The organism is Prevotella herbatica, from assembly GCF_017347605.1.
GTDB lineage: Bacteria > Bacteroidota > Bacteroidia > Bacteroidales > Bacteroidaceae > Prevotella > Prevotella herbatica.
Map to the genome: position 1 here is coordinate 515575 of NZ_AP024484.1, position 24124 is coordinate 539698.

The following is a 24124-nucleotide window of genomic DNA, read 5'->3' on the forward strand; positions in this document are numbered from 1 at the left end:
GATATAACAAATAAAATTTATATTAAAATTCATATTTTTATTCATAATTACTTTGTTTTTACGAAAAAGCGTTATACATTTGCATACAGATGTATAACACATGTATAACACATATATAACATATAGATAACATTAAATATGGAAGCAGAAATTTCAACTAACAAAAGACAGACTGCATTCAGACTTAATGAAGGCTTGATAGAAGCTTTGAAAATTAAGGCAAGACATGCAAACAGAAGTCTCAACAACTACGTAGAGAGCATTCTGCTTGATGCTGTATATAATACGCCAAATGAGGATACACGTAAGGCTATTGAAGAGGCTCGTTCTGGTAAATCAGCAGGCAAACTTGACATGTCAAATTACGATGCTTTTCTAAAATCTCTCAATGCTATTAAGTAATGAAGGATATTCATTATTCATCAAAAGCAAAAAAAGACTTAAAGCGTTATCGACACAAAGAATCTCTGATGAAGGCTCTATACGAGGTCTTACAATACCTAACTAATGAAGAGGATGTGCCTATGGGGTATTATCCACATCAATTGCACGGCGATTATAAAGATTGTATGGAGTGTCATGTTGACGATGACTTCTTGTTAATTTGGACTGATGGTCATGTAATTGAGGTTGTCCGTATAGGTACACATTCTGAATTGTATGGCAAAGGAAGAAGTCGATAAAGGCTATAATAAACCATAGTTCTTCGTCATTTTCTATATTACAAAGTTTTAGAATCCAAACGCATGTATGTCTTTACATGAATACGTATTGTGGTAAAAGTATGAGATAAAATGAATATCATAGAAAAAGATAAAAATAAAATCCGTACCTTTGCGTGCAATATAAACAAATGTATTGATGGAAAGTAAATCTCCGCGACTAGGACATATCATAGCCATAACAACCGTATTGTGTTGGGGTGGCACATTCATAAACACGAAGTTTCTGCTGCTTGGCGGACTTCAGCCACAGGAAATTTTTGTAATTCGCTTTTTACTTGCCTATATAAGTATCTGGTTTATATCACCACATCGACTTATGTGCGACAACTGGAAAGACGAGGCTTTGATGCTGCTGCTTGGTATATCAGGAGGTTCTATGTATTTCCTCTCTGAAAATATGGCTGTAGGCATTACCTATGTCAACAACGTGGCTTTCATCGTCTGCACCGCACCACTTATCACTACGTGCATTGCCATAGCAATGGTAAAGAGCGTAAAGGCTTCCCCTAAACTCATCATCGGTTCGCTGATTGCATTAATGGGTGTTGGCGTGGTCATTTTCAATGGTCATTTCGTACTGCATCTTAATCCGCTTGGCGACATTCTCGCGCTCACGGCAGCATTCTGTTGGGCGATATACAGTATTCTGATGAAAAGGGCATCATCAAGATATGGCTCCATTTTTATCACAAGAAAGGTGTTTTTCTATGGTCTGCTAACAATTATGCCGGTATTTATCTTCAAGCCATGGCAGTTTCCATTATCAGGTTTTGCAAGACCAGAGATATGGATAAATCTATTGTTTTTAGGTTTCGTCGCTTCCTTTGTCTGTTTCATGCTATGGAGTTGGGCTATCGGACAGATAGGCGCAATGAAGACATCCAACTACGTGTATCTAAATCCAATCACAACCGTTGTTGTCAGTGCCTTGTTCCTTAACGAACCAATGACAACTATTGCATATCTAGGCAGCGCCCTGATTCTCACAGGCGTATATATAGCCAACAAAGCCAAAGGCATATAAACATTACTGGGGATTATTCTCCCGCAGATTCACGCAGATAGTTTTCTTTGTATGTAGCTGATTTGCTAAAGCAGACTTATTCTTACGCAGATTCTCTGCAGAGAAAGACAAATTGCGGGAAACCATATTATATTTCTGCGCTCAAGTTTACGATATGACCATCACGTTTATCAATTGCTATATTGTAACATTTCGTAAACATAGCCCTACTACATGCAGCATCAACACTCCAGACATCACCATCTTGTAATTGTATAGTACAAGGTATGGAATAATCTATATTATCTTCTCTACCATATGTAGCACGCAATATAGCTTTAGCTATAATATAAGCAGTAGCGGCATCTGGTACCACACCAAATTTATTCACATCTTTGATGCTAGTAAAATGATGATATTGTAGTTTCTCAGGAGGGAATCCAGTTTTTATCTTTCCCACATAGTCATATTTTTTAATCTTGGGTGCTTCAGGCTTAGTTGAGGGAAGAAACTTCCCTATGACGATTCCACATACCAATATCATCAAAAATATAGGAACTTTCACAAATAAAGATTTAGTTTTCATCATAAGTTATTTTTTATTTTTCCACGAACAAACTATCTATACTACCATTACGTTTATCAATTCTAATATTGTAAAAAAGCAAAAGAGGTGTATTTAGTGATTGTGCCTCTATACTCCAGATATAACCATCTTGCAGTTCTATTTTAAAAGGTATAGAATAATTTATCTTATCTTTACCAAATGTACGAATAAATATTGCATTGCTTATTTCATAGGCAGTAGAGACATTTGGCACCCCACCAATTTTATTAAAAACGTCATAACGACTAATACGATGAACTAGTGGTGGTATAGGGGTTTTGCATCCCGTATTAATCTCTCCTGAATATACATATTTTGTAATCTTGGGCGTTTGGGGTTTAGTTGAGGGAAGAAACTTTCCTATAACTATTCCACATACTAATACTACCAAAGATATGACACCATTCACAAATAAAGATTTAGTTTTCATCATAAGCTATTTTGTTTGAATTTTTTAAACTGTTTAGTATTTATATTGATTCTATTTGATGAGTAACATTATTACTTAATCTTGTCGGGTTATTAAGGTCACATGGCATATCCATGGATATCACAGTCTTTCTTGCAAGAGCATAACAGAAGCGTTACAATATAAACATACGAATGTACATTTTCATTCATTTGATTTACCACACGAAAGACTTTACTTTTATTTTCTCTTTAAAATCTTCATTGTATCAAAAATCCTATCATATTGTTTTTTATGATTACTAGGAACATTATAATAATAGAATCTTAAGCCTTTGCAAACATCTTTCCTCCAACATCTATCATTTTCTTTCCCAATATAAATCGTATGTTCTTTTTTGTGTACTACTACAGAAGGCTTATAAGAATCTACTTCGAATTGCATTAATGCACCTTCATGAAGGATAATCCCTCCTCCATCATTGAATGTATATATATAAACAACGCCCTCTTCATAATTTTCTTTATTAGAATGAATAGGATTTGGGATGTTCATTAAGACTCTTACAGAGAGCAAATCAATACTAATCCTCTTAGAAGGAAGTGCCATCTGATTAAGAGAAGAACATGATATACAGAAAAATAATATAGTACTAAGTATTATTAATTGTCTGGTGTGTAAGTTGAACTGTTTCATGGTCATTTTAATTTCAGGTATTATCTCATTTGAGAATAACTTCTGAACGCAAAGTTACATAATTTTGAAGCTACTACCAAATTTTAACGCTAATCATTTACACACACATTGATGCTACAAATGTAAGCATTACCTTTTAAGAACAGCACAAAGACTAAAGACTCCCCATGGTTCATGCAGATTACCCTAATATTCTTTTCTTTATATGGAGCTAATATCTGTAAGCGGCATATTCTCTCGCAGATTCCCGCAGATTCTCTGCAGAGAAAGACAAATTGATTAAATGAATCAGCGTAACACTATGAAAATATTTCTCAGCTAATCCATTCAATGCTATTTGATAATTACTAAACCGTCCATATCGATAGTTTAGAATAGTAAAAGACTAAGATAATTTGTTTCTTGTATTTTAGAATCATTTATAAGTAATTTTACCAAGAGTAAAAGTAGTTGTTATAAACTTGAACAAAAAAATAGTGCCTAAATGTTTAATAACACTTAGGCGTAATCTTAATCTTAGCTATTGATTATATTTTGCTAAGAATAGTGGTTATAATTGTATTCTTTATATTTGATTTTAATTTATCTAGTTCTATTTGAGTAACTCCACATTGCTCAAGAGCCTTCATTTCACAGAGATCTTTTAACCCTTTAACATTAAATTTAAATTCATCTTCAGTTATAGCATTTTGAGATAACTGCAAAGTATACTCTTCTATTTTTCCTTTTTCTTTATCTAAATAGGCGGTAACATCAGGAATAACCGCATTTTTATAATTTTTATAACTAGAAACTGCAATATTAATCACAGCATCTTTCAATTCATTATAAATTGATTCAAAATTTATTATTGCTCCCATGATTATTTATTATTTTATATCTGTACTTTTTATTTTTTTACTCTCTAATCCTGATATCATATCAAATGCGTCCCCTACTTGTTCTTCTGTATTTGAAACAAAAGTAACACTCATTTTAGTGCCTTGTTTCCATCTTTCCAAGAAGCCGCCCAAAAGTCCTCCATTTTTATCCAAGAGTTTATCCCACAACTTTATTGTTATCTCATTTTTAGGACGATTTTTTTCATATTCATATATCTTCTGCAAATTTGTTTGTAAATCTTGAAAAGCTTGAATGTGATTATTGTACCCATCCTTCTTTGCTAAATCCATCAGATTTAAAGCGTCAACTTTTACAGAAGTTGTTTGGGTGTAAGCATATTGATCAAAACTTGAAATAGAAGTAGCACAACTATTTAAAAGTAAAATTAGAAATAGGACTAGAAGTCCCTTTGTTTTAATGATTTTTTTTTCTTCCATAGCTTTATTATTAATTTAACAAAGATAAAAAATAAAATTGACTTTTCCAAAAAAGACTATTCTTAATTATCCTTTTTTAAAAATAGATCGTTTCTATACCTCTCTTCAACAACTGCAATTTTAAAATATTTCATTGTATTAAAATCAACGCTATCAAGAGATGTAACTACAGAGTTATATATTGGCAATTGTTATTCCAATTCTATTCTTGATAGCGGTCTCAACAGCTTGGTATATTTCTGTTTGTTCAGACTTAATCGAAACCACAAGCGAATACTTGATTTTATTATCTACATTTTTCAACTTGCGTTCTTTCCACCAGCCACAACTAGGACATACAACTATTTTTCCACATTCAGCCAATTCCTGAGCTGTGCAAGTAATCCAATCAGACTGAACAGTTCCGTTTTTCCTTCTTTCGATACCTACATTCCAAAGTTTAGTGGCATTTCTGGATTTTGATGAATTATCCTCTTCATCGTTCTTATTGCAACGAGCAAGAAACTCTTTTTCTGTTTCAGTAGATTTCTTAATGTCAAAATACAATGTTGCTGATGGATAACGATACTTGTTATTTCTACCTCCTCTTCCGGGAGCAGGCTTCACATAATAAGAAAGTGTAATCCTCATCGTAACATTTTCATCATGCATAGCCTCTAATAGTTCACTAGGCCATGGTAAATCATAGTAATGCATTTCATTGTAGATGTTATTTGAAGAACTACCTTCGATAAACGGCACAATTTCATTTTCAAATACAAAGGTTGCACATTTTTCACTGCTAAAAGTAGCAACAGCTTCATTTGGGACACCATACCCACATAAAGGCATAATATCCTCTGCTTTGCCAAGTTTATTCATCTCAGACGTCCACTCTGCTGAATGTACTAACAAAGCTCTAACTGATAATACACTTAAATCAGGATTTGCTTCTTTGATTTTTGCTGCTAAATTAGTTGCTAATGCTGTTGCTGCACTAGTTGCATTAAAATCTATAAGTGGCTGACTTAAATCCTGACTTGTTGTGATGACACTTAGATCAGGATCAGTCGAAACACCGTAAGCTGGACTGTAAGTAACATTTCCTCCCTCCATGACAATTTCTGGTTTAACACGCCAATTAGCATTAACCCAAGAATATGTACTTCTTGATAAAGGTGAGATTCCCCCAGGCGCAGCTAAAGGATGTTGGTCGCGATTAGATGTAATCGCTTTTTCTGTGTAAGCTCCAACAGTCAAAGCATTCCACGCTTGCGAAGGACTTAATATAGCACTCGCTTTACATGAATCTAAATAATTATTATAATCAACATCACTTGTTTCAATATTGCCTGCAGATACTAAAACAAGGCGATCGCAAGCTCCCCCATGATAAATGCTTTCATCTAAGGCTGCCGAACTAGATGTAGGGCTGTTATTAAACGTATCTTCATCAGTAACTGCCATACAATCTATTACAGCTCCCATATCTTGTGCTTTATCAATGCCTTCTTCTATTACTGAACCATAAAAATCAGAATCTGTTTCATGTCCATTTTCTATAATCTTTACAGATGCCAATGAATGACTAATGTTCAAATTCATTCCACTTCGATAAGCTAATTCCGTCAAGTCTCCCAATAAAGCTAAACCAGCCATACCTGTACCATGATCGCCATGATCAATATTATCAAGCACTCCAATTGCAGAATCCATTTTATCATCTGGTAAAATTGGTGATAACAACTCATGAGCATTGTTAACACCTGAATCTAATATGCCAACACGTAAAGAACCGTCTATAAATGATATTTCATCGCGAAGCAATGCATTCCATTCTCGATTTGTTTCATGTGTTTCAGTTAAAATGGATGGTTGGTGATATCTTCTTATACCTTCAATATATCCTAAATAGGTTGGAAGCGTATCTAGAGTTTCTTTGGTGGTCTTAATTAGAAATACATCTACATCATCAAATTGAAGTCTATTTTCAATATTGCATTCAATGTTTTGTTCATCTAGCGTTTGTGATATGACATCAATAGAATAATCATATCTTTTATTTATCCATAATTCAAATAAAAGGGGAGTTTTCTGTGGTAATCCTTCAAAAGTATTATATGGTTCGTATAATGATTTGATATCAGCTGGTAATATATCGTTTATCGGAGCTATAAGATCTTCATATTTTGGTCTTCCTGTTATTGTTTCTTCATGAATATATTTATCAACCTTATCAGGCAGCCAATCTCTTTTTTCCTTCTTTACGTATATTGTTACGATATCAGTTTCTTCTTCTGAAACTTTAAGGATTTGCACGCCGTTTTTTGTGTCTAGTGATTTGGGAATAAGTCCTTTTACCACGTCAACATCCAAATATACACCGTCAGCAACTGTTTCTTCAGGACCGGTTAACATATCTTGCAATCCTAAAGCGTCATTTATAACTTTTTCATATTGACCTTTTATAAAATCGGCATGTTCTTCACGATTGCGTTGTGGTATTTTTGATTCTCCACCTTGGGATCGAACTTTAAATTTTCTAGTTTCAGCTATTTTATTAGCTAAATAAAAGTGTTTTTTCTGCATTTGATTATTTATCCAATATTGCGACACCGAGCATTATGCATGCTGATTACGCTTTTTACTAGTTCTTCTGTAATTGTAATATCATTTAAAAGCGAATCTTTAAAGATGTCAGCACAGACCATTTTTATTTCTGCATGGCTCATACCTTCAAATAAAGGTTCTATCATTGAAAAATCTAAATCTTTAGCTGTATAAAGAGATTCCTTTAAAAGTTTAAGGCGCTGCTGACAATCTGGCAATGTGTATTCAATCACATCATCAAATCTGCGGAACAGTGCCTTATCAATAGAACTGACACTATTTGTTGCAGCTATGATAAAGCTTTCTGAACTGTCTCTTTCCAATAATTGAAGGAAAGTATTCAATATACGTCTTTGTTCACCAACGTCATTATCCATTCCTCTCTGTGCACCAATTGCATCAAATTCATCAAAAAGATAAACAGCAGGAACTTCTGAGATAAAATCGAATATATTACTTAGTTTAAGGCCAGTTTCACCCATAAACTTAGTTACGACCTTTTCTGTTCTTACAACGAAAAATGGAAGGTTTAGCTCTTTAGACAAAACACGAGCTGTCATGGTTTTACCAGTTCCAGGATCACCATAGAGCATTAGCTTCCGCCTATTTGCAAGCCCATACTTCTTCAATTCATCACGTTTCTCGTATTCTTTAAGAACTCGTTTTATCTTCTCAACAATTTCATCAGACGCAATAAGGCTTTTTAAATCATCAAAGCTATCGCATTGTATCAATAAATCTTCTACGTCTTTATGTCTTGTTGCAATATGCATTGGACTAAAAGAAGTATTCTTCTTGCTAAGTAAGTCTTGAATTGTGCGGCCCAATACGACATGACCATTTTTGGTCTCCACCGCAGAAATCTGCAGTGCCACCTTTCTGAACTGTGAATCATCGTTATTGAGATGATTCCTAATCAGAGATAGTATTTGTTCCGAAGTTGCCATATTAATTATTAAGTCCAATAACTACAATGCAAAGATAGTCATTTTTACTATACTTACAAAATTGAATAGATATTATTTAATTTACACGGTCATATTTACTATTTCCTACCTTAATTTATTTCTTTTGTCTGCGCTATCTGCGAGAGAATAATCACGCAAGCGTACTCAATCTATTGCCAAAGAAGAAACCCCAATGTCTCTCGCAGATTACGCAGACAAACCTCAATAACCACACGAACTACCTAACTGTCTTTCTCTGCGAAATAATGCAGCTTGCTGCGTTCCTCTGCGACCTCTGCGCTATCTGCGAGAGAATAGGCCGTTCAAGTTGATATAATAAGTCTGCGGGAGATAATGTAACTCATGCTGTTTATCTGCGGGGATCTGCGGGAGAATAACACGCAAGCATACTCAATCTATCAGCGGGAGCACAAACAATAACCATCTGCGAGAATCAAACAAAACAATAAAAGGGATGCGCTTTAGCACATCCCTCTGTTTGTTATCCTGCCATCCATACCGTGCAGCTAAGTAGCGCTGTGAGCGCTGCGATTAACCATATTAAGTTGGTTATGATTTTAATTAAGTCGTTGAAATCATGATAGCTCACTCGGCTAGTTCTGTGTTTCGTTCTGTTGCGTTCCAAGCAACCCCAGAAGACTTGAAGCGATAGCGATTACTATCTTTATGATCCACGAAATATTTACTTTATTCTTATCCATTGTTTTTGTTTGTTTTTAATTCGTTGTTTGTTTAAAGCAATGTCCCCCTGTGCGCATCAGGGGGGAGCAATGTTTATGGTTGAACGACTCCGCCGTTTGGATCACCTGCAGCTGATGCAGTTTTGATCTTGTTGTACTCGGCGTACTCCTTGACCTGCGTACCGGTTACCAATGCCTTGGTGCGTGTCTTTGAACCTGCGTCGACATGTGCTTCTGGACAGAAGCGGATGTTGACTTTCTTGATGTTCTTGGCTGCAGAGAATTCCTTGATACTTTCTGCGCCTACACATTTCAGTGTGAGCTTGAACGCACCTAGTCCTGCGATCTTTACGACCTTTGAGTCCTGAAGTTCGGCAGTCATCACCTCTGCGAGTTCTGTGAGTACCGCTAGTACATCACTCTTTTTAACTGAGCAGTTTGCCTGAATCTTGTCTGCCATGTCAGCGAGTTCAGTTGTTCCGAGATAGACGGCACGAGCGTAAAACTTGTTATAGGTTTTCAGATTCTTTTTGTTCTTGTTCATGTAAATTTTGTAATTCAGCATGTTTCTTTTTCCTTTCGTTTTAAATTGTTTTTTACTGTTTGAGACTTGCTGAAAGCGTTATATATGTGCACCTATAATGTTCCTCCTTTCATTAAGCCCAGTCACTTGATTTTCAAATGACACGGCAAAGGTACTCGTATTTTTCCGAGCATGCAATGAAATAAGGTTTGGGGTGTTAGCCAAAGTAACATAACGGTCTGTTCTCCCGCTGATTCCCTCTGATATTCTTTTGTTTTATTACTCGTTCTTTGCATGTGTAAAATGGCCGATTATATCGCAGATCTCGCAGATTCACGCAGACAAAAGACAGATGGGTACTGCGTAACACTGTGAGAATATATCGCAGCACTTTCTTTCATAGCTATTTGGTATCTACTAAAATCGTGCATATCTATAGTTTAGAATAGCGCAATACTAAGATTAATTCGTTCTTTATTTCTAATAATTACTTATAAGTAGTTGTTATAAGCTTGAACAAAAAAAATAACGCCTAAATGTTTTGTAACACATAGGCGTTATCTCTATCTTAGCTGTTGATTATCTTTTTGCTAAGAATAGTAGTTATAATCGTATCCCCTAGTTTGTGCAGTTCTTATTAATAAGATTTACAACCACTTTAACCATGATATCCTTCTCTTCTGTGCGGCTCTCGGCAATCATCAATGTAAGTGCAACGAGAGTTCCGTCACTAATACGTTTTCTGCGATTTGTATCATATAGAATACCATTATTCTGCATAAACCATAAGAACAATGTAGCCGCAATACGTTTATTTCCATCACTGAAAGAATGATTTTTTGTAACTAAATATAGCAACATTGCCGCCTTTTCTTCTACTGATGGATATAAATCAACACCTCCAAAAGTTTGATAAATCTGTCCAACAGAACTCTTAAAGGAATCATCCTTCTCATTTCCAAACCATCGACTTCCACCGAACTTCACTTCTAGCTGTTGAATAGCTGCCATCGCATTATCGTAAGTAGCATGGAAAAGCTCTTCTTGTGTTGTTTGTTCCACTGCAAGCTGTTGGTAGTCGTAGCGGTCGAGCGTATCTAGAGCATAGGTGTAATCGGAAACCACACTGATTAGTTGTTGACTTTCGTCGGTAGTAAGTTCTGATTGTGAGTTTACTGTACGTCCTAAAATCTGCACTAAATGACAAAGCTCTTCATATTTTCTTGAAGCAATACTATTATTGATGGCATATCCTTTTACAAGATAGTCCTTCAATATCCGGTTTGCCCAAATACGGAATTGAGTACCTCGTTTGCTCTTTACCCGATATCCCACAGATATGATTACATCAAGGGAATAGTAAGGAACTGGCTTGTCAGAAAAAGGAACGTGTAAAAAATGCACGTTGCTTTCTTTCTCTAATTCCCCTTCCTTAAAAACATTAATAATGTGACGTCTAATATTAGAAGCCTCCTTTTGGAACAGTTCAGTCATTTGATTAACATTTAACCACACTGTCTCGTTTTCAAGCTTAACATCAATAGCCGTCTGCCCATCGCTTGCGGTATAGATTATAATTTTATCATTCAATTCCATAGCTTAACTTTTTAAATAGATTAAGTACATTCTGCTTGCTCTCTTTTTCCTGTTTTAGTAAATTAGAAAGTTCAACTTACAGTGCTTCATCTTTATATTCGAATATTCACAAAATCCTTTCGATGATCTGTGATTTACAATAATTTAGTGACCAATTATGCAAAGATAACAAAATTATGACAAAAAAAGACACATTTACCCCAATTAATTATATCAACAAGTAAATTGCCATTTCCCAAAAACACTGCCATACCTTTACCCTTCCCTTATATGTGTAAACGGACAATTCTCTCGCTGATTAAGCAGATTCACGCAGACAAAAGACAGATACCACATAGTGGAGATACAGCAATTTATGTAGTTTGCTATTTGTCTGCGACCTCTGCGTTATCTGCAAGAGAATAACACGCAAGAGGACTCAAGCTATCTGTGAGGGACGCTTGCTCTTTCCTCGTTCTTCCCTTATGTGTTTTAAACGGCCGTTTCATAACTAGTAATAGCTCAAAAACAAATAAAATCGCACTTAAATATTTAGGAAAAGACTTGCAACAATAAAAAATATGAAGTACTTTTGCATCACTAGAACCTGCCAAGCCTCTTTACAATGCTTAAATTGGCGGGTCGTTTTATTTTTATACCATGAGATTTTTCTATAAACAGCATTTATTCCTTAAGTCTCAGTATTGATTTGATTCTAGCACAATGAACTCATTAGAAACTAAAAATAACATATAAAAAAATAGAAAAGAGATGAAACTTTACACACATGAAGAAATGCTCAACAAGACAATTGGAGAGCATGGCACTGCTGAACGTGCAAATTATGATGCACGTATGGATGATGAAATAACAAAACATACTAACTATAATCAATCACAAAACTAATAAAATGAAAGCAATGATAATAGGTATTATTTTTATATCAGATGCCTTTCTATAATGTCATTGATTTTATTTTTTATAAATGAAAGCAGTTTGTAAAATATGGATAATATACTAAAGAAACTTCAAAGCTACCTGGATTTACTGAAACTAAAGAACCGCGTTTCCGCTCACAAGAGAATTCTTTTTCTATAGAGTTGCGAAACAATAATTATGTATTGAAGAAGAATGGCACTTTAAATGGCACTATAAATGGCACTTTAAAATTAAGAGAATTTGATCGTTCAATTATTCATATATTGATAGAGGATCCTATTATCACAAGAGAGGAACTTGCAGAAAAAATGAATGTATCAATTAGAACTATTCAAAGAGAGCTAGATGATTTGAAAAAGAGAAAAATCATTATGCGTGTGGGTTCAAGAAAAACTGGTAAATGGATGGTTAACCAGAATGAAGAGAAAGCATGAATAAAATTGGAAAAAAAATTAGAAGATAAGCCTAATGCGGCCTTGCTGTATTAGGCTGCGCTATATTCGTCATCTGCGTTATCTGCGAGAGAATAACACGCAAGAGTACTCAAGCTATCTGCACAATGAAGAAACCCAATTGTCTCTCGCAGATTACACAGATAATCGCAGATAAACCACAAAACAACTCAAATTGTCTTTCTCTACGTAATAATACAGCTTGCTGCATTTCTATGTTTTACTATTGCTCTTAAATTAGCAATTAAGCCAAATTTTCTGGGCGATAAGCACTCTTGTAGAAGTCATAAAATGCAAAAAAATGATTGCCATCTATAAGAATACCATTAGTAGCATCTTTAGAAAACGCAATATGATTTTTATCTATACGATAAAAATGATAAGTTCCCAAATCCATCAAGTATTTATCATTGCTATCCAAAGCGCAATCTTTTATCGTGCCGTCACTCAAAAATACATAAACCTCTGCACAAACGCCATTTTCCATATGATCTGCAGGAGTAAAACGATGAATCCATACAGTATTCGCAAATTGTTTATCTATGCCCTCATCGTCCTTACTGCATGCCGTAAAGGTATTCAACAATAACAATATAAGACTAATCGTCAAAAAACACTTCTTCGATGTAACTAATAATCTAAATTTCATTTATAGTTTTTTTAATTCTATGCAAAGGTATATATTGAATACATAATTAAGGGAATAAACAAATTGACTTTTTTATAAATTAACTTAAGCAAGTTTAAAACTATCAAAACAGATATTTAGTTTACACATATTATATAACTTACAAAATCGACATTCAGTTATTTTACCCATATCATATTTACATTTTTTTACTAGCAAAAAGTGTCTAAATCAATAGTTTTATTTTGGACTCCATTAATAAAAACTAAACTCCACTTCCCCCCTCCTCCCACCATCTAATAAATTTTAGCTACGAAGCTACGGCACCATACCAATCCTCTGATATTCACCCTGTTACATATTCACCACCTCACTTTTTAGCTACGTCAAGCTACGGCTTAGCTACGTTCTCAGCAAGGAAATATTCGAGACGCTTGTTGCGGATGAATTTGTATTTGCCGTTGCGCAAGATGTGACCAACTCTCATGATGTTGCTCTTGTTCAGTTCTATGTTTCTGTATTTCTCCTTCATCCGCGCCACAATCTCCGTCACCGTCATGCGTATTGCGACATCAGTCTTCAGGGGGCGATGAAACATGTCTGAGAATATCTCGTCTATGCAGTCGTATTGCTGAAAAACACCGTTGCTGATCTGAATTACTTGCTCGTCCTCGTTATCGAAATATGTCTTCATCCCAGCCCTTATCTCGGCTACTGCCTGAGCATACATCTGCGCATAATCTACCGTTGCCGACGTGTCTATGCGATCGTTCACCTGAACGCACATATATCTTCGTGAACCCGTACTGTCGTTTAGTGGCTGAGGATTATTCGTCGTCGCCACAAACGCCGCATAACGCTGATGCTGCTGCACAATACTCTCATACAGATTGCGATATTTCACGTCTGCCGTTGTGAGCATGTATTTCAGAAATGCCGTCTGACGCTTTGAAATACTGTCATACTCGTCGATGTTTACCAGCAGAAACCTCGTCAAAGCCTTCACTGCGTCGTTGCGCTTTGCAAAGTCCACTCTGTCGGTGTAATACACCAGTAGTTCCTCTGGCAGAATCATTCTGCAGAATGTCGACTTGCCGTCACCCTGAGCACCTACAAGCATGGGCACCATTGAGTTGCCGTGCATCACGTTACGCCCCATCCACTGGCTCACCATACCACGGAACCACAGATGAAAATACTGCGCCCAGTCCCTGAAATCCGTCTGCACCCTGCTCGCAAAGCGTTCTATGCGCTCTTCGCCGTCCCATTCAGGCAATGCCGAGATATACTCCGTTATCGGGTCGAAACTTTCAACAAACGTTGATTCAACAAACCGCTTGATGTCCTTGTCCCATGCGTCTATGCCTTCAGCTTTTGCGTTGATTGTCATCGTGTTGTAGACTTCCTTTGTAAGCGGATGCCACGAGAATATGTAACTATCTTTGGTATGGTATTCACAGTCGCCGGTGATGATGTTTCTGCGAAACGCATAGCGTACAAAGAGAAATTGGCGAAGCCGTGCCTGATCAATTGTTGGTTTCGGTACTACACAGCTTGAAGGGGGAATGTTCACGTCGTAAACATTGCGGAAGCAGTTGCGCACGATAATCTCAATGTTCTTTGCAAACGCATACCTCAATGTCCTGCTCACGGCAAACTCCTCTTCCAGTCCGTTGCGCTGACAATCTTTGGCAAGTATTGTCAACATCTCGTCTGTGTCCTCATAGCCGCCGTTTTCAACCACATTGCGATAGCACATCAGATATTTGATCATCGACATCTGATGCTTGTCAAAATCGGGCAGCATGTCGTTATGTGCCACAATGGGATACCTGATGATGCTGCGCTGTAGCTTGTCTGTCTGCGCCACATCACTCAAGGGCTTACTCACGACCATTTTCACCGCATTTGGATTGTAGAATATGCTTTCGTCGCACGACATACAGCAGCCGTTTTCCACTCCAGGACATACTGCTTCGCACTGCGTACCGAGTTCTGCCTCATAAAACTTAGCCGCCATGATGTGTGCCGTCTGATGAAACATTGCGATGTCCTTGTCGTCTGTCGGCAGACTACCATCTGGCAACGCAAAAGGCACGACTATCTTCAATGTCTTGGCAGACGAACCCACGAAGCAGAGCAGTGTCTGCGGAAGTGCCGAAGCCAGAAACTTGTAGTTGGCTGTCCAACCGCCTTCTGCACGAAAAGAGAGCATCACAAGTCCGGTATAGCCCTTACCCATAGAGAAATATACGTGTGGAAGTCGTTCTGTCTCCTCAAATTTCGTGTTTTCAAGGTTGATAGAAGCGCCAAGTTTGTATTTCAAGCTGTCACGGAGCTTCTGGAACTTGCAATTTTTCACTTGATTGCAGAATTCATCAAGACTGATAAGCTTTTGTTTCTTCTCTCCTCTTGATTTATACACATATTTGATATTCATTGTTGTAGAAATTTAAATTATAAATTATCATTTGCGTTTTACGAAGCATTGCAGTGCGTTTTACGATGTTTCGCCTTGCGTTTGTCGATGTTTTACCTTGCGTTTTCAATCATATTGCAGTGCATTACTTCGTAAAACGCAGAAATTTACGTAGCTTGAACGTAGCTTATCGTAGCTAAATTCAATCTTTTTTCGTTGCAAACCACTGACTGATAATCAGATAAGTCAATGACGTAGCTTCGTAGCTATTTTGTTTGCAAACCTCATGGCATGCCCCCAGAATCCAGTTCCCTGAGTATGCGCCTTACCCTAGAGGGTTTGATGTAGTACTCGTATTTACACTGGTTGCATACCTGTCGATAAGTTCCCGACTTCATGCGTTCTAACTTCTGTTTAGGAAGTTCACGCCCGCATTTCTGGCATCTGATTGTTTCGGGGAGTGTTCCCCGATTGATAAATTTGACATAATCGTTGTTTTAAAAGTTTATATTTAGAACGGCTCTACATCCTCATCATCCTCAAACGGAAGCTCCTGCACGATCGGCGTTGCATTAATCCAGTTGTCGTAATCATACTGCAATGGCGTGTAGATGATGTCGTTCTTTTCATCGTACGTCTCCGTGCAACCGATGAACCTACCCGTCTTGCGGTCGAACTTTAACGCACACTTGCCAGTCTGACCTAAATGCCGAAACCTTATCTTCAGCACGTTTACGAAAGTGAGATCACGCTCCTTGTCACGATTCAGAATGATTCCGTAATCGCACTTGTTGTAGAAGTCTGCCGAACCGGCTATGTCGTACAGACTCGCTGCCCTCTCCGTCTTTCCGAAGTCATCAGGCTTCTTCGGATGCGCCACCACAATCACGAATACATTCTGCTGATGAGCGAACGCCACTATCTTCTTCAGCACGTCACTGATTTTCTGCGTGTCGTTTGCACCCGCTATCATCGGCAAGTCAACATAGTTGAAAGGGTCCAGCGCAAACACACTGATGCCGTAACGCTGCTTCAGTTGCAACGCCACATGAAGGATGTCGTCGATTGCTGCACCGCCCTCACCGTCGATGTGATAGATGTTATCACCCAACCAGTTTATGGCGTTCTGCATCATCTGCTTAGGCATCTTGTCCTTGTGGAACTTCGTTGCCGTGAGTATCTCGGCAAGCTCCATGTAGTGCAGTTCCGTAGGGTACTTCTCAGGCGTGAATATCGCCGTCTTCCAACCGTACTGACGAGCCAGACTGAGAATGATGAAGTCCTCAAACGAACTCTTACCCGTTCCTGGATATCCGCTTATCACCATGATTCTGCCAAGTTCAAAACGCACAAGATGATCAAAACCCTTCACGCCGATTGTCAGACCAGGTTTCAAACCCTCCTGATAAATCACGTCGAGTCGCCCACTGATGTCGTTCAGTGTCACCGCTCCCGCAATCGGGCAGTCTGTAGCTGCCTTGATGCACTCGCCGATACAAGCCTAGCCATGCTTCATCATCACGTCGTTAGCATCCTTGCAGTCTTCGGGCCACTCCACCTGCTTACATCTAGCTTCGCCAAAATAGGCTGCAATGTTTGCCCTGCATTTCAAGCCTTCCTCATCGTTGTCGCCAGCGATATACACCGTCTTGATGTCGGCAAGATGACTGTATTTAAACCGCTCAAAGCTGCGTTTGAAATCTGTGCCTGCACCGTTTGGAACGCTCACCGTGTTGGGATATCCAGCCTCTATCATCGCCTCTGCATCAAAGAGTCCTTCAGTGATAATCATCTCGTCACAGCCAAGAATGTTGTCGATGCCGTAAGGAATCAGCTCACAGTCTGCCTCAAAGCTGAACTGCTTGTCGGTGGTCTTATACTGGATGTTTATAACCTGCGAGCCCTCGTAAAAGGCGAAAGCCAAGCAGTCTCGCTCTATGCCACCGAACTTGCGCTTTGCCATGTAGATGCCGTGAGAGAGGCACGCTTGTGGGTCCAGTCCACGACGCAGCACATAGTCAATCATTGTTGCGTTGTAATTGCTTTGCAGTCCTTGCAAAGACGGTCGCTTATAAGTCTTTTTCTTGGCAAAGCTGCGAGTGTGCTGCTGCCATTTCTGGGCACGTTCCTTCAGCAGAAACTTCGTTCCGCATTTGAAACACTGACCGAAACCAGTATCCAGATTAATACTCATACAGGCAGCGTTGCCATGCTGCTTATAGTCTCTGCAATGCGGACATGTAGACCTTACCTGTCCGCTTTCTCTGCTTCCCTTGATTTCAAGGTCAGAGATTGATATTCTTTCGTATTGTTCGCTCATAGTATCAATAATTTATCAGGCATTCCCATTCGTTTACGTGCCATCATTTCCATTTCAAAGTTCCACTGGTCAGGAGCAACCCATTCGTTACGGATGCAGCTCCAACGACGATACACGTGATCCTGAGGCGGTGCAGACATGGGAACGGACTCCTTCTGTCGGGCATAGCGCACTCCATTAACAACAGTCTCATACTCGCTTGGTCCGGAAGTGCGATTATCAGGGGGACACAGCAACGCTTTTCGCTTTGCCTTTTCACGGTGGCGCTTCAGCAGTTCATTAAATTCATTTCGTGTCTTGCGCCCAGCTATCAACAGATTGCGAAGATATTTCTTTGCGTCACGAGGCTTATAGCCCGATTCATCGTTGCATCCGCTCATAATCAGACGTTTATCAAACCATTCAATGACCTGCTGGCGTATGCCGTTATCAGAAAACAGTTTGATACCAGTCTCTCCCTCCAAGGTTCTCAACCAGTTATCGTCATCAAAAATTAAATTCATCTTCGCCAGAAAATCTGATGATGCTTCTGCCTTTACTACAGCGATAGCAGTAGTTTCTGTATTTATATCTTTATCTCTATTTCTATCTTTATGTTCTATATAGTGGGGGTGCTGATTTTCAGCGAGTTGCGGCGTTATTTTTGCAACTTTTTTTGAAAATGTTGCAACTTTGTTGGAACTTTTTTGATTTTTCTTGCAACTTTCCTTGACTTTCTTTGTGCTTTTCCACCCTCCAACACACTCCTTAATCTCTTCATCAGAAGGGTGTTCTGGCAAGCCGAGAGTAGTACGCAGATAAGGACTATAAAAAATATCGGTGTCTTTTGGACTGCAAAACAATCCGTAATTATTGATTATCTCAAGCAAGAACTTTTTATTCTTTCCCATTGCTCTGGCAAGACTAGGAATGCTGATATAACTTCCCAATCCGTTCCTGCGGTCAACAAGATACTCAAAGATAAACATGATTGCTCCACGTCCTTCAAGACGGTGATTGATGTCTAATTTCTGCATTTCCTCGCTATTAAGGAAATTTGATGATAATATATAAAATTGCATGATGTATTCTTGTTTAATGGGTGTTTATTTGTAGATATTGGTGTCTGTTTGCGTGTCGGTCGGTGTGGCTCACGTGCAGCCAATGGGCTGTGGGTGAAGACTCCACGATCATCTGGTCATAGTCGGCGTAAGTTTTAAACAACGGCACGAGTTGAGCCAGTTGTATTTTCCAGCAATCAGCATCCAGACGTAGGTCAACGGCTTCGCCTCTTATGTGCTGACTGGTTCTCTTTCCGCCTACCTGTGCATTATATTTACGGCTGCGATACCACGAGTTAACGATAAGCGGACGGTTAATGCGGTTTCTCACTGGTTCCAGACACGTCTCAGCAAGTCTGCGGGCATTATTGATGATGTTCGTATCAATTCCCTCACTACATGTTTTCACTACTTCGCCAACAATAAAATGTGGCGAAATTCTTTTTTTCAAATTAAGATTCATTTTGATGAATTTATAGGGGTAATAAAGTTTACATTATATAAGTGGTTATAATTGTGCCCCTATCCATAAAGGATAGGGGCAACACTAAACACATCCTACATAGTAAACCAGCTAAATAATCAGTTTTATACTGGCTAATAAAAAATCTAATTAAATCCATTGAATGAAAACTTTATTATCTTTTTGTTGTGTATTTTTTTATACATGCAAAGTTAGCTATATGCGTAGTTTCATACAATGTTCGCCGTAATTATTTGAAAATCGTCTAAAAATAGAAATGCGCAATACATTGAATATCAATGTATTGCGCATCAAGTGTTAATGAAGTTTTAACGTTTACGGCGAACATAGGCGACGTAGGGCGACGTAAAAACTGTCTTTTTCAAGTGTTATGCGTCACTATCTGACAATGAGAACACTCTTTTTATAGCTTTTAATAATGATTTTTGAATCGGTAGATGTCCATTATAGAAAAAGTTGTTCACGATGATCATAGCTAAAGCGCATCTTTCATTCACATCAGTTTGAAGCCTCTTAATCTGCATTGTCGTGAGATTTGATTTATAAAATCTCAGAAAGTCTCTCAAAAATCTCGCACGGATATTAATTCTGTATTTCTTACCGTCGTAGATTACCGACAATTTACCAAGATACGCAAAGCTTTCAATTTCAGATTTCACCTCTTCCATGTTTCTTCCATGAGGTAACATTTTATTCCATATATAGTTGAAAATGTATCCATACTCATCGTATTCATTATTAATACTTATTTCTTCATCGCAAAGGGTTGCGTCGAATACATTTTTTAATTCTACTTTCATGTGATTATAGTTTGAAGTTTTTGTTTTATTTGTTTACCAAATCAAAAACTGGTATCAGGCTTGTGTTCATGTAAAAGGACATAGATTATTGGTAAATCATGGACTCACCCCGTCTAATTGCATAGTGTTCCGACACGACATTTCGTCATGGCATGAGACTGCATACATCGCCACATCAAACTTATAGAGTCGTTCAGACATGAGGCGGGCATACTGGTTCCCATTCAGATTTTTTACATCTGTATCACAAAGGTATAAAAACATATTTAAATGGCAAAATATTAAACAATAAATTTCAATATTTATAAGCATAAATATTTATACAGTGTCAAATAAGAACATTTATTGGACCTATGTGAATATATAAGTGACAATTTATATATATTGACATATATATATAAATAAATATTATATACATTAAGTAAGGTGTACATCATAATTCATTGCTATGTATATAATCAAAAACTAGCGGTATTCACTAAAACAAATAAAAGATGAATATGATCGTAAATAACAGTTGAAAAAGGGGCCACAATTTTAGTTAATACTTGCAATTATCAGCAACACCATTATTTACGTGTACACATAACATTGCCCCTATGCTAATGGTTGTTTGGCATAACTTTGTTGCGAAAAAGCCAACATTTGTTTGCTTTTTCTGATTTTGTAGTTAATGTAGTTATTAGGGTTTCGTCTGCGATCATCAGCGTGATCTGCGAGATACTTATTTGGGTTCTTGCAGATTGATTGAGTAAGCTTGTGTGAATATTCTCTCGCAGATAGCGCCGAGGTCGCAGAGGAACGCAGCAAGCTGCATTATTTCGCAGAGAAAGACAGTTACCACACTGCGGGAGTACATGTAGTTCATGTTGATGTGTTTTCTCAGCTTTACACTTTCTTTTGTATTTTTAATTAATTCCGCAAATATTTTTGTAACTTTGGGGCACAAATAAGAAAAACAAAGAGTGTAAACACTAAATGTAACTTAAAAAAACAAACCAAATTATGATAAGTAAATTAGGAGATGTACCTATAGACCCAGAACACCCATTTGATGGATGCAAATTAGATAGGAAAAAGTATGCTGAAATATTAACGCAGATAGTATCACAATATGATAGCTGTGTTTTAGCTATAAACAGTGAATGGGGTACTGGTAAAACTACATTTATCAAAATGTGGCAGCAACATCTTATCAACAACGGTTTTAATGCTCTGTATTTTAATGTCTGGGAAAATGACTTTATTAGTGACCCATTAATTGGATTCATTGGTGAATTTAAAGAACTGAGCAAACAATACAATTTGGATACAGAGTTAAGCAAAGTTACTAATGCTGCAAGTAAAATAGTTCTATCAATGTTACCAGCATTAGTTGAAGCAATAGCAAAACAATATATTGGTGATAATGCTGTCAATATTATTAAAGGATGTGCCCAAGGAGTTACAGATGTATTAAGTAAAGAATTCCAAGATTATGAAAACCAAAAGAATTCTATCAAAGAATTTCGTGAAGCTCTTCAAAACTTTATTAGTCAATGCAAATCTGACAAGCCTCTAATATTTTTTGTTGATGAATTGGACAGATGCAATCCTGCTTATGCAGTAAAAGTTTTAGAAAGAATAAAACATCTTTTTTCTATTCCAAATATTGTCTTTGTTTTATCAATAGACAAAAAGCAACTATGTAATGCTGTAAAAGGATATTATGGTAGTGAGTCATTAGATGCAGAGAATTATCTTAAACGATTCATAGATATAGAATATAATCTACCAGAACCAAGTTATGAGGATTTCTGTAATTACTTATATGATAGATTTGAGATTAAAACACGCATGAAATATCTCGGATATGGAAAAAGTCTTAATGATTTTGCAATAACTCTATTCCAATATAACAAACTGAGTTTGAGACAAATGGAAAAGATTTATTCTCATGCAAACTTAGCTGTGAGTTGTGATAAAAAGCAAAAATGTGATCCTATGCTTTTCCTCTTTTTTGTATTTTTAAAAGTCTGCCATAATGAAATCTACACCTCTTTTGAGGAGAAAATATACAAAGAGCCCCAAGATATTGTAGATGTATTAGAACCATTTCTGCCTGAAGATTCTGAGGAATCAGAAATATTATCAAAGGTTTTAGGAAAAACTATATGCATATTTTTTTCTCACACTAAACCATTTTCGGTGGAAAATCTTAAGGAAAAAGCTGAATCACTTTCTATTCATAAAAATACAGCTCATACAATAAGCGTAGAAATTGATTTTTTTTATTATTCATTTCATGGTAACTTCACATTTGACAAATTAACCGAAATAATAGATTTATTGATTAATTTTAATTGATTTAGGCAGCTATATTATAACTAGTAATGATACAGCTTTATAGCTTTATATTATCCTTTAAATAGCAAAATCGTTTAATCTTAAAAACATAGAAATGAAAGAAAAGGAAAACAAAAAGCCCAACAGTGTGACAATGGGAAAACAATATGTAAACATAGAAAAAATGACAGACTCAGAATTCATATCATGGCTCTATCTTGAACGAGACAGAGAAGAGTCTATTCGTAACAACCCAGGTTGGAATAATTGGGCTTTAGTGGCTGCATTAATTTCTGTTATATGCTATATGTATTCTATTTTATTAATTAAAAAGCCTCATATTAATGTGTATAAATCAATTATTTTTTCTTCATGGATCATTACTATTTTGATTTTCATAAAGCCTTGGTTCGATTTATTCAAAGTGAAACGTGCAATTGATTTAAAAAGAATAAGAGAATTAAAGGACGAAGCACCTATTCTAGATTCATGCTATATAATATTTGTATCAATTATATATTCTACTATTATAAAATTTAAGGAACCAATTGTCATAGATGCAGTTAATTACTGGGCGTGGATGTCTCTTACTTGCGCATTTTCAATTAGTTTGATTTACGTAGCAATCAACAAACATAAAATCGCACCAGCACTTGGGAAAATTTATTTATTTCCTTCGACAAACAAAAGTTTTGCATTCAACTTGTTTATTATTGGTATAGCCCTCCTTGCAAATTATTCTTCTAAAAAAGAGATACCAACATTCAACTCAAAAGAATTTGTTCTTGGTATAGTATTTGCAACGATATTAGTATTATTTTATATTTTACTAAAAGTTAATTTTAGTGGTGGAAAAAAAATCCATATTGACGAGCTTATAGACAAGGTCGTGTATAAGAAATACTCTCGTGACAATGCCTATAGAAATATTCAAACCATTAGATTAGGGTATTTGCCTGTTGATTATTTAAAGAGCGAAGTTGAAAGATTGAACGAAATATACAAGGAATGTCAAAAATCAATTTCTTCAATAGAGGAAGCTAGAGATGAAATATCTAATCAAGAAAAATATTCACAGAAACTCATTAAGAATATATTAAAAAGGATAGACGACACAATTGAGTTATGCCAAGTTTACGGAAAATCTAATAAACATTTGATAAAGAAGTTAAAAGAAATGTCAATAAATAAGTATACTTATACTGACACAGAATTTCAACACCTTGTTATGTCAATAAGTGATCAAATGCCAGACTATGGAAATTTAATTAAATTATGCCGTAAACTAAATGCTGAATTTAAAATATATCTTAACAAATTTTACTGCTACAAATACAAAACAAGATGTGATAAAGAAGATTGTAAAGATAGGTTCAAAACAAAATCGACCAAATACAACCTGACAAGAAAGCTTGTATTATTTTGTCATAATAAGCATAGTTAGTATAATTCTAAACGTAGGGTGTTGTCTGTATCGTTTAAAAAATCTCTAAAGATTCTGACAATATTATTAGTCATCTGTCTTTATACTGATTTATTTCTATCAGCGACAGAATAAGACATAAGCCTACATTATTACTTTGCAAACAACATATAAATATCGCCGACAACACAGTTTTATGC

The 24124-nt window shown here is 36.6% G+C and carries 24 protein-coding genes; 7 read left to right on the forward strand and 17 right to left on the reverse strand.

Annotation, left to right across the window (positions count from 1 at the left end; translation table 11 throughout):
- Positions 1–138 precede the first annotated feature (138 nt).
- From prwr041_RS02060 to prwr041_RS02070, 3 genes are all read left to right on the forward strand, one after another.
- A complete protein-coding gene (locus prwr041_RS02060; protein WP_207154670.1) occupies positions 139–402 on the forward strand; it encodes a toxin-antitoxin system protein in 264 nt (87 codons plus the stop codon).
- Entirely contained in the window at positions 402–683 is a 282-nt protein-coding gene (locus prwr041_RS02065; protein ID WP_207154671.1) for a type II toxin-antitoxin system YafQ family toxin, read from the forward strand. The genes prwr041_RS02060 and prwr041_RS02065 overlap by 1 nt, the downstream gene beginning before the upstream one ends.
- A gap of 178 nt (positions 684–861) precedes the next feature.
- Positions 862–1749, forward strand: coding sequence for a DMT family transporter (locus prwr041_RS02070; RefSeq protein WP_207154672.1), 888 nt, complete (start codon positions 862–864; stop codon positions 1747–1749).
- A 127-nt stretch (positions 1750–1876) separates the two neighbouring features.
- On the opposite strand, the gene prwr041_RS02075 is transcribed toward prwr041_RS02070, so the two are convergent.
- The 10 genes from prwr041_RS02075 to rhuM all read right to left on the reverse strand — a co-directional run bounded on the left by prwr041_RS02075 (position 1877) and on the right by rhuM (position 11115).
- Positions 1877–2317 (reverse strand): NTF2 fold immunity protein, encoded by a 441-nt coding sequence (locus prwr041_RS02075; RefSeq protein ID WP_207154673.1) that lies wholly within the window; start codon positions 2315–2317, stop codon positions 1877–1879.
- A gap of 10 nt (positions 2318–2327) precedes the next feature.
- On the reverse strand, positions 2328–2768 hold the full coding sequence (locus tag prwr041_RS02080) for a hypothetical protein (RefSeq protein WP_207154674.1): 441 nt from the start codon (positions 2766–2768) through the stop codon (positions 2328–2330).
- Between the two features lie 216 nt (positions 2769–2984).
- Positions 2985–3353, reverse strand: coding sequence for a hypothetical protein (locus tag prwr041_RS02085; RefSeq protein WP_207154675.1), 369 nt, complete (start codon positions 3351–3353; stop codon positions 2985–2987).
- Positions 3354–3967: 614 nt separating this feature from the next.
- On the reverse strand, positions 3968–4300 hold the full coding sequence (locus tag prwr041_RS02090) for a hypothetical protein (protein WP_207154676.1): 333 nt from the start codon (positions 4298–4300) through the stop codon (positions 3968–3970).
- 9 nt (positions 4301–4309) lie between these two features.
- On the reverse strand, positions 4310–4759 hold the full coding sequence (locus prwr041_RS02095) for a hypothetical protein (protein WP_207154677.1): 450 nt from the start codon (positions 4757–4759) through the stop codon (positions 4310–4312).
- Between the two features lie 174 nt (positions 4760–4933).
- On the reverse strand, positions 4934–7327 hold the full coding sequence (locus tag prwr041_RS02100) for a S8 family peptidase (RefSeq protein ID WP_207154678.1): 2394 nt from the start codon (positions 7325–7327) through the stop codon (positions 4934–4936).
- Between the two features lie 8 nt (positions 7328–7335).
- Positions 7336–8295: an AAA family ATPase gene (locus tag prwr041_RS02105; RefSeq protein WP_207154679.1), complete on the reverse strand. Its 960-nt coding sequence runs from the start codon at positions 8293–8295 to the stop codon at positions 7336–7338.
- A 614-nt stretch (positions 8296–8909) separates the two neighbouring features.
- Positions 8910–9017, reverse strand: a complete 108-nt coding sequence (locus prwr041_RS13615; protein ID WP_237072218.1) for a DUF6486 family protein — start codon at positions 9015–9017, stop codon at positions 8910–8912.
- 73 nt (positions 9018–9090) lie between these two features.
- Positions 9091–9540, reverse strand: coding sequence for an HU family DNA-binding protein (locus tag prwr041_RS02110; RefSeq protein WP_237072287.1), 450 nt, complete (start codon positions 9538–9540; stop codon positions 9091–9093).
- 597 nt (positions 9541–10137) lie between these two features.
- On the reverse strand, positions 10138–11115 hold the full coding sequence (gene rhuM / locus prwr041_RS02115; RefSeq protein ID WP_207154681.1) for a virulence protein RhuM/Fic/DOC family protein: 978 nt from the start codon (positions 11113–11115) through the stop codon (positions 10138–10140).
- Positions 11116–11865: 750 nt separating this feature from the next.
- Between rhuM and prwr041_RS02120 the strand changes: the two genes are divergently transcribed.
- Together prwr041_RS02120 and prwr041_RS02125 are read left to right on the forward strand one after the other, a co-directional pair.
- The gene (locus prwr041_RS02120) at positions 11866–12000 is read left to right on the forward strand and encodes an XRE family transcriptional regulator (RefSeq protein ID WP_207154682.1); all 135 of its coding nucleotides are present in this window, start codon (positions 11866–11868) and stop codon (positions 11998–12000) included.
- Positions 12001–12215: 215 nt separating this feature from the next.
- Entirely contained in the window at positions 12216–12467 is a 252-nt protein-coding gene (locus prwr041_RS02125; RefSeq protein ID WP_207154683.1) for an HTH domain-containing protein, read from the forward strand.
- Positions 12468–12729: 262 nt separating this feature from the next.
- Here prwr041_RS02125 and prwr041_RS02130 read toward each other — a convergent pair whose 3' ends face one another.
- The 7 genes from prwr041_RS02130 to prwr041_RS02160 all read right to left on the reverse strand — a co-directional run bounded on the left by prwr041_RS02130 (position 12730) and on the right by prwr041_RS02160 (position 20176).
- Positions 12730–13134: a hypothetical protein gene (locus prwr041_RS02130; RefSeq protein WP_207154684.1), complete on the reverse strand. Its 405-nt coding sequence runs from the start codon at positions 13132–13134 to the stop codon at positions 12730–12732.
- 370 nt (positions 13135–13504) lie between these two features.
- Positions 13505–15553, reverse strand: coding sequence for a VapE domain-containing protein (locus tag prwr041_RS02135; RefSeq protein ID WP_207154685.1), 2049 nt, complete (start codon positions 15551–15553; stop codon positions 13505–13507).
- Between the two features lie 490 nt (positions 15554–16043).
- Positions 16044–16979, reverse strand: a complete 936-nt coding sequence (locus prwr041_RS02140) for a DnaB-like helicase C-terminal domain-containing protein (RefSeq protein WP_207154686.1) — start codon at positions 16977–16979, stop codon at positions 16044–16046.
- 54 nt (positions 16980–17033) lie between these two features.
- A complete protein-coding gene (locus tag prwr041_RS02145) occupies positions 17034–17852 on the reverse strand; it encodes a toprim domain-containing protein (RefSeq protein WP_207154687.1) in 819 nt (272 codons plus the stop codon).
- On the reverse strand, positions 17849–18868 hold the full coding sequence (locus tag prwr041_RS02150; protein ID WP_237072288.1) for a hypothetical protein: 1020 nt from the start codon (positions 18866–18868) through the stop codon (positions 17849–17851). Before prwr041_RS02150 ends, prwr041_RS02145 begins: the two co-directional genes overlap by 4 nt.
- Positions 18869–18926: 58 nt before the next feature.
- Positions 18927–19355, reverse strand: a complete 429-nt coding sequence (locus prwr041_RS02155) for a D-Ala-D-Ala carboxypeptidase family metallohydrolase (RefSeq protein WP_207154688.1) — start codon at positions 19353–19355, stop codon at positions 18927–18929.
- Positions 19356–19744: 389 nt separating this feature from the next.
- Positions 19745–20176, reverse strand: coding sequence for a hypothetical protein (locus prwr041_RS02160; protein WP_207154689.1), 432 nt, complete (start codon positions 20174–20176; stop codon positions 19745–19747).
- Between the two features lie 1005 nt (positions 20177–21181).
- On the opposite strand from prwr041_RS02160, the gene prwr041_RS02165 reads away from it, so the two are divergent.
- Together prwr041_RS02165 and prwr041_RS02170 are read left to right on the forward strand one after the other, a co-directional pair.
- Positions 21182–22522 carry a KAP family P-loop NTPase fold protein gene (locus tag prwr041_RS02165; RefSeq protein ID WP_207154690.1) on the forward strand — a complete coding sequence of 447 codons (1341 nt, stop codon included), beginning with the start codon at positions 21182–21184 and terminating at the stop codon, positions 22520–22522.
- 94 nt (positions 22523–22616) lie between these two features.
- Positions 22617–23945 (forward strand): hypothetical protein, encoded by a 1329-nt coding sequence (locus tag prwr041_RS02170; RefSeq protein WP_207154691.1) that lies wholly within the window; start codon positions 22617–22619, stop codon positions 23943–23945.
- The last annotated feature ends 179 nt before the right edge of the window (positions 23946–24124 follow it).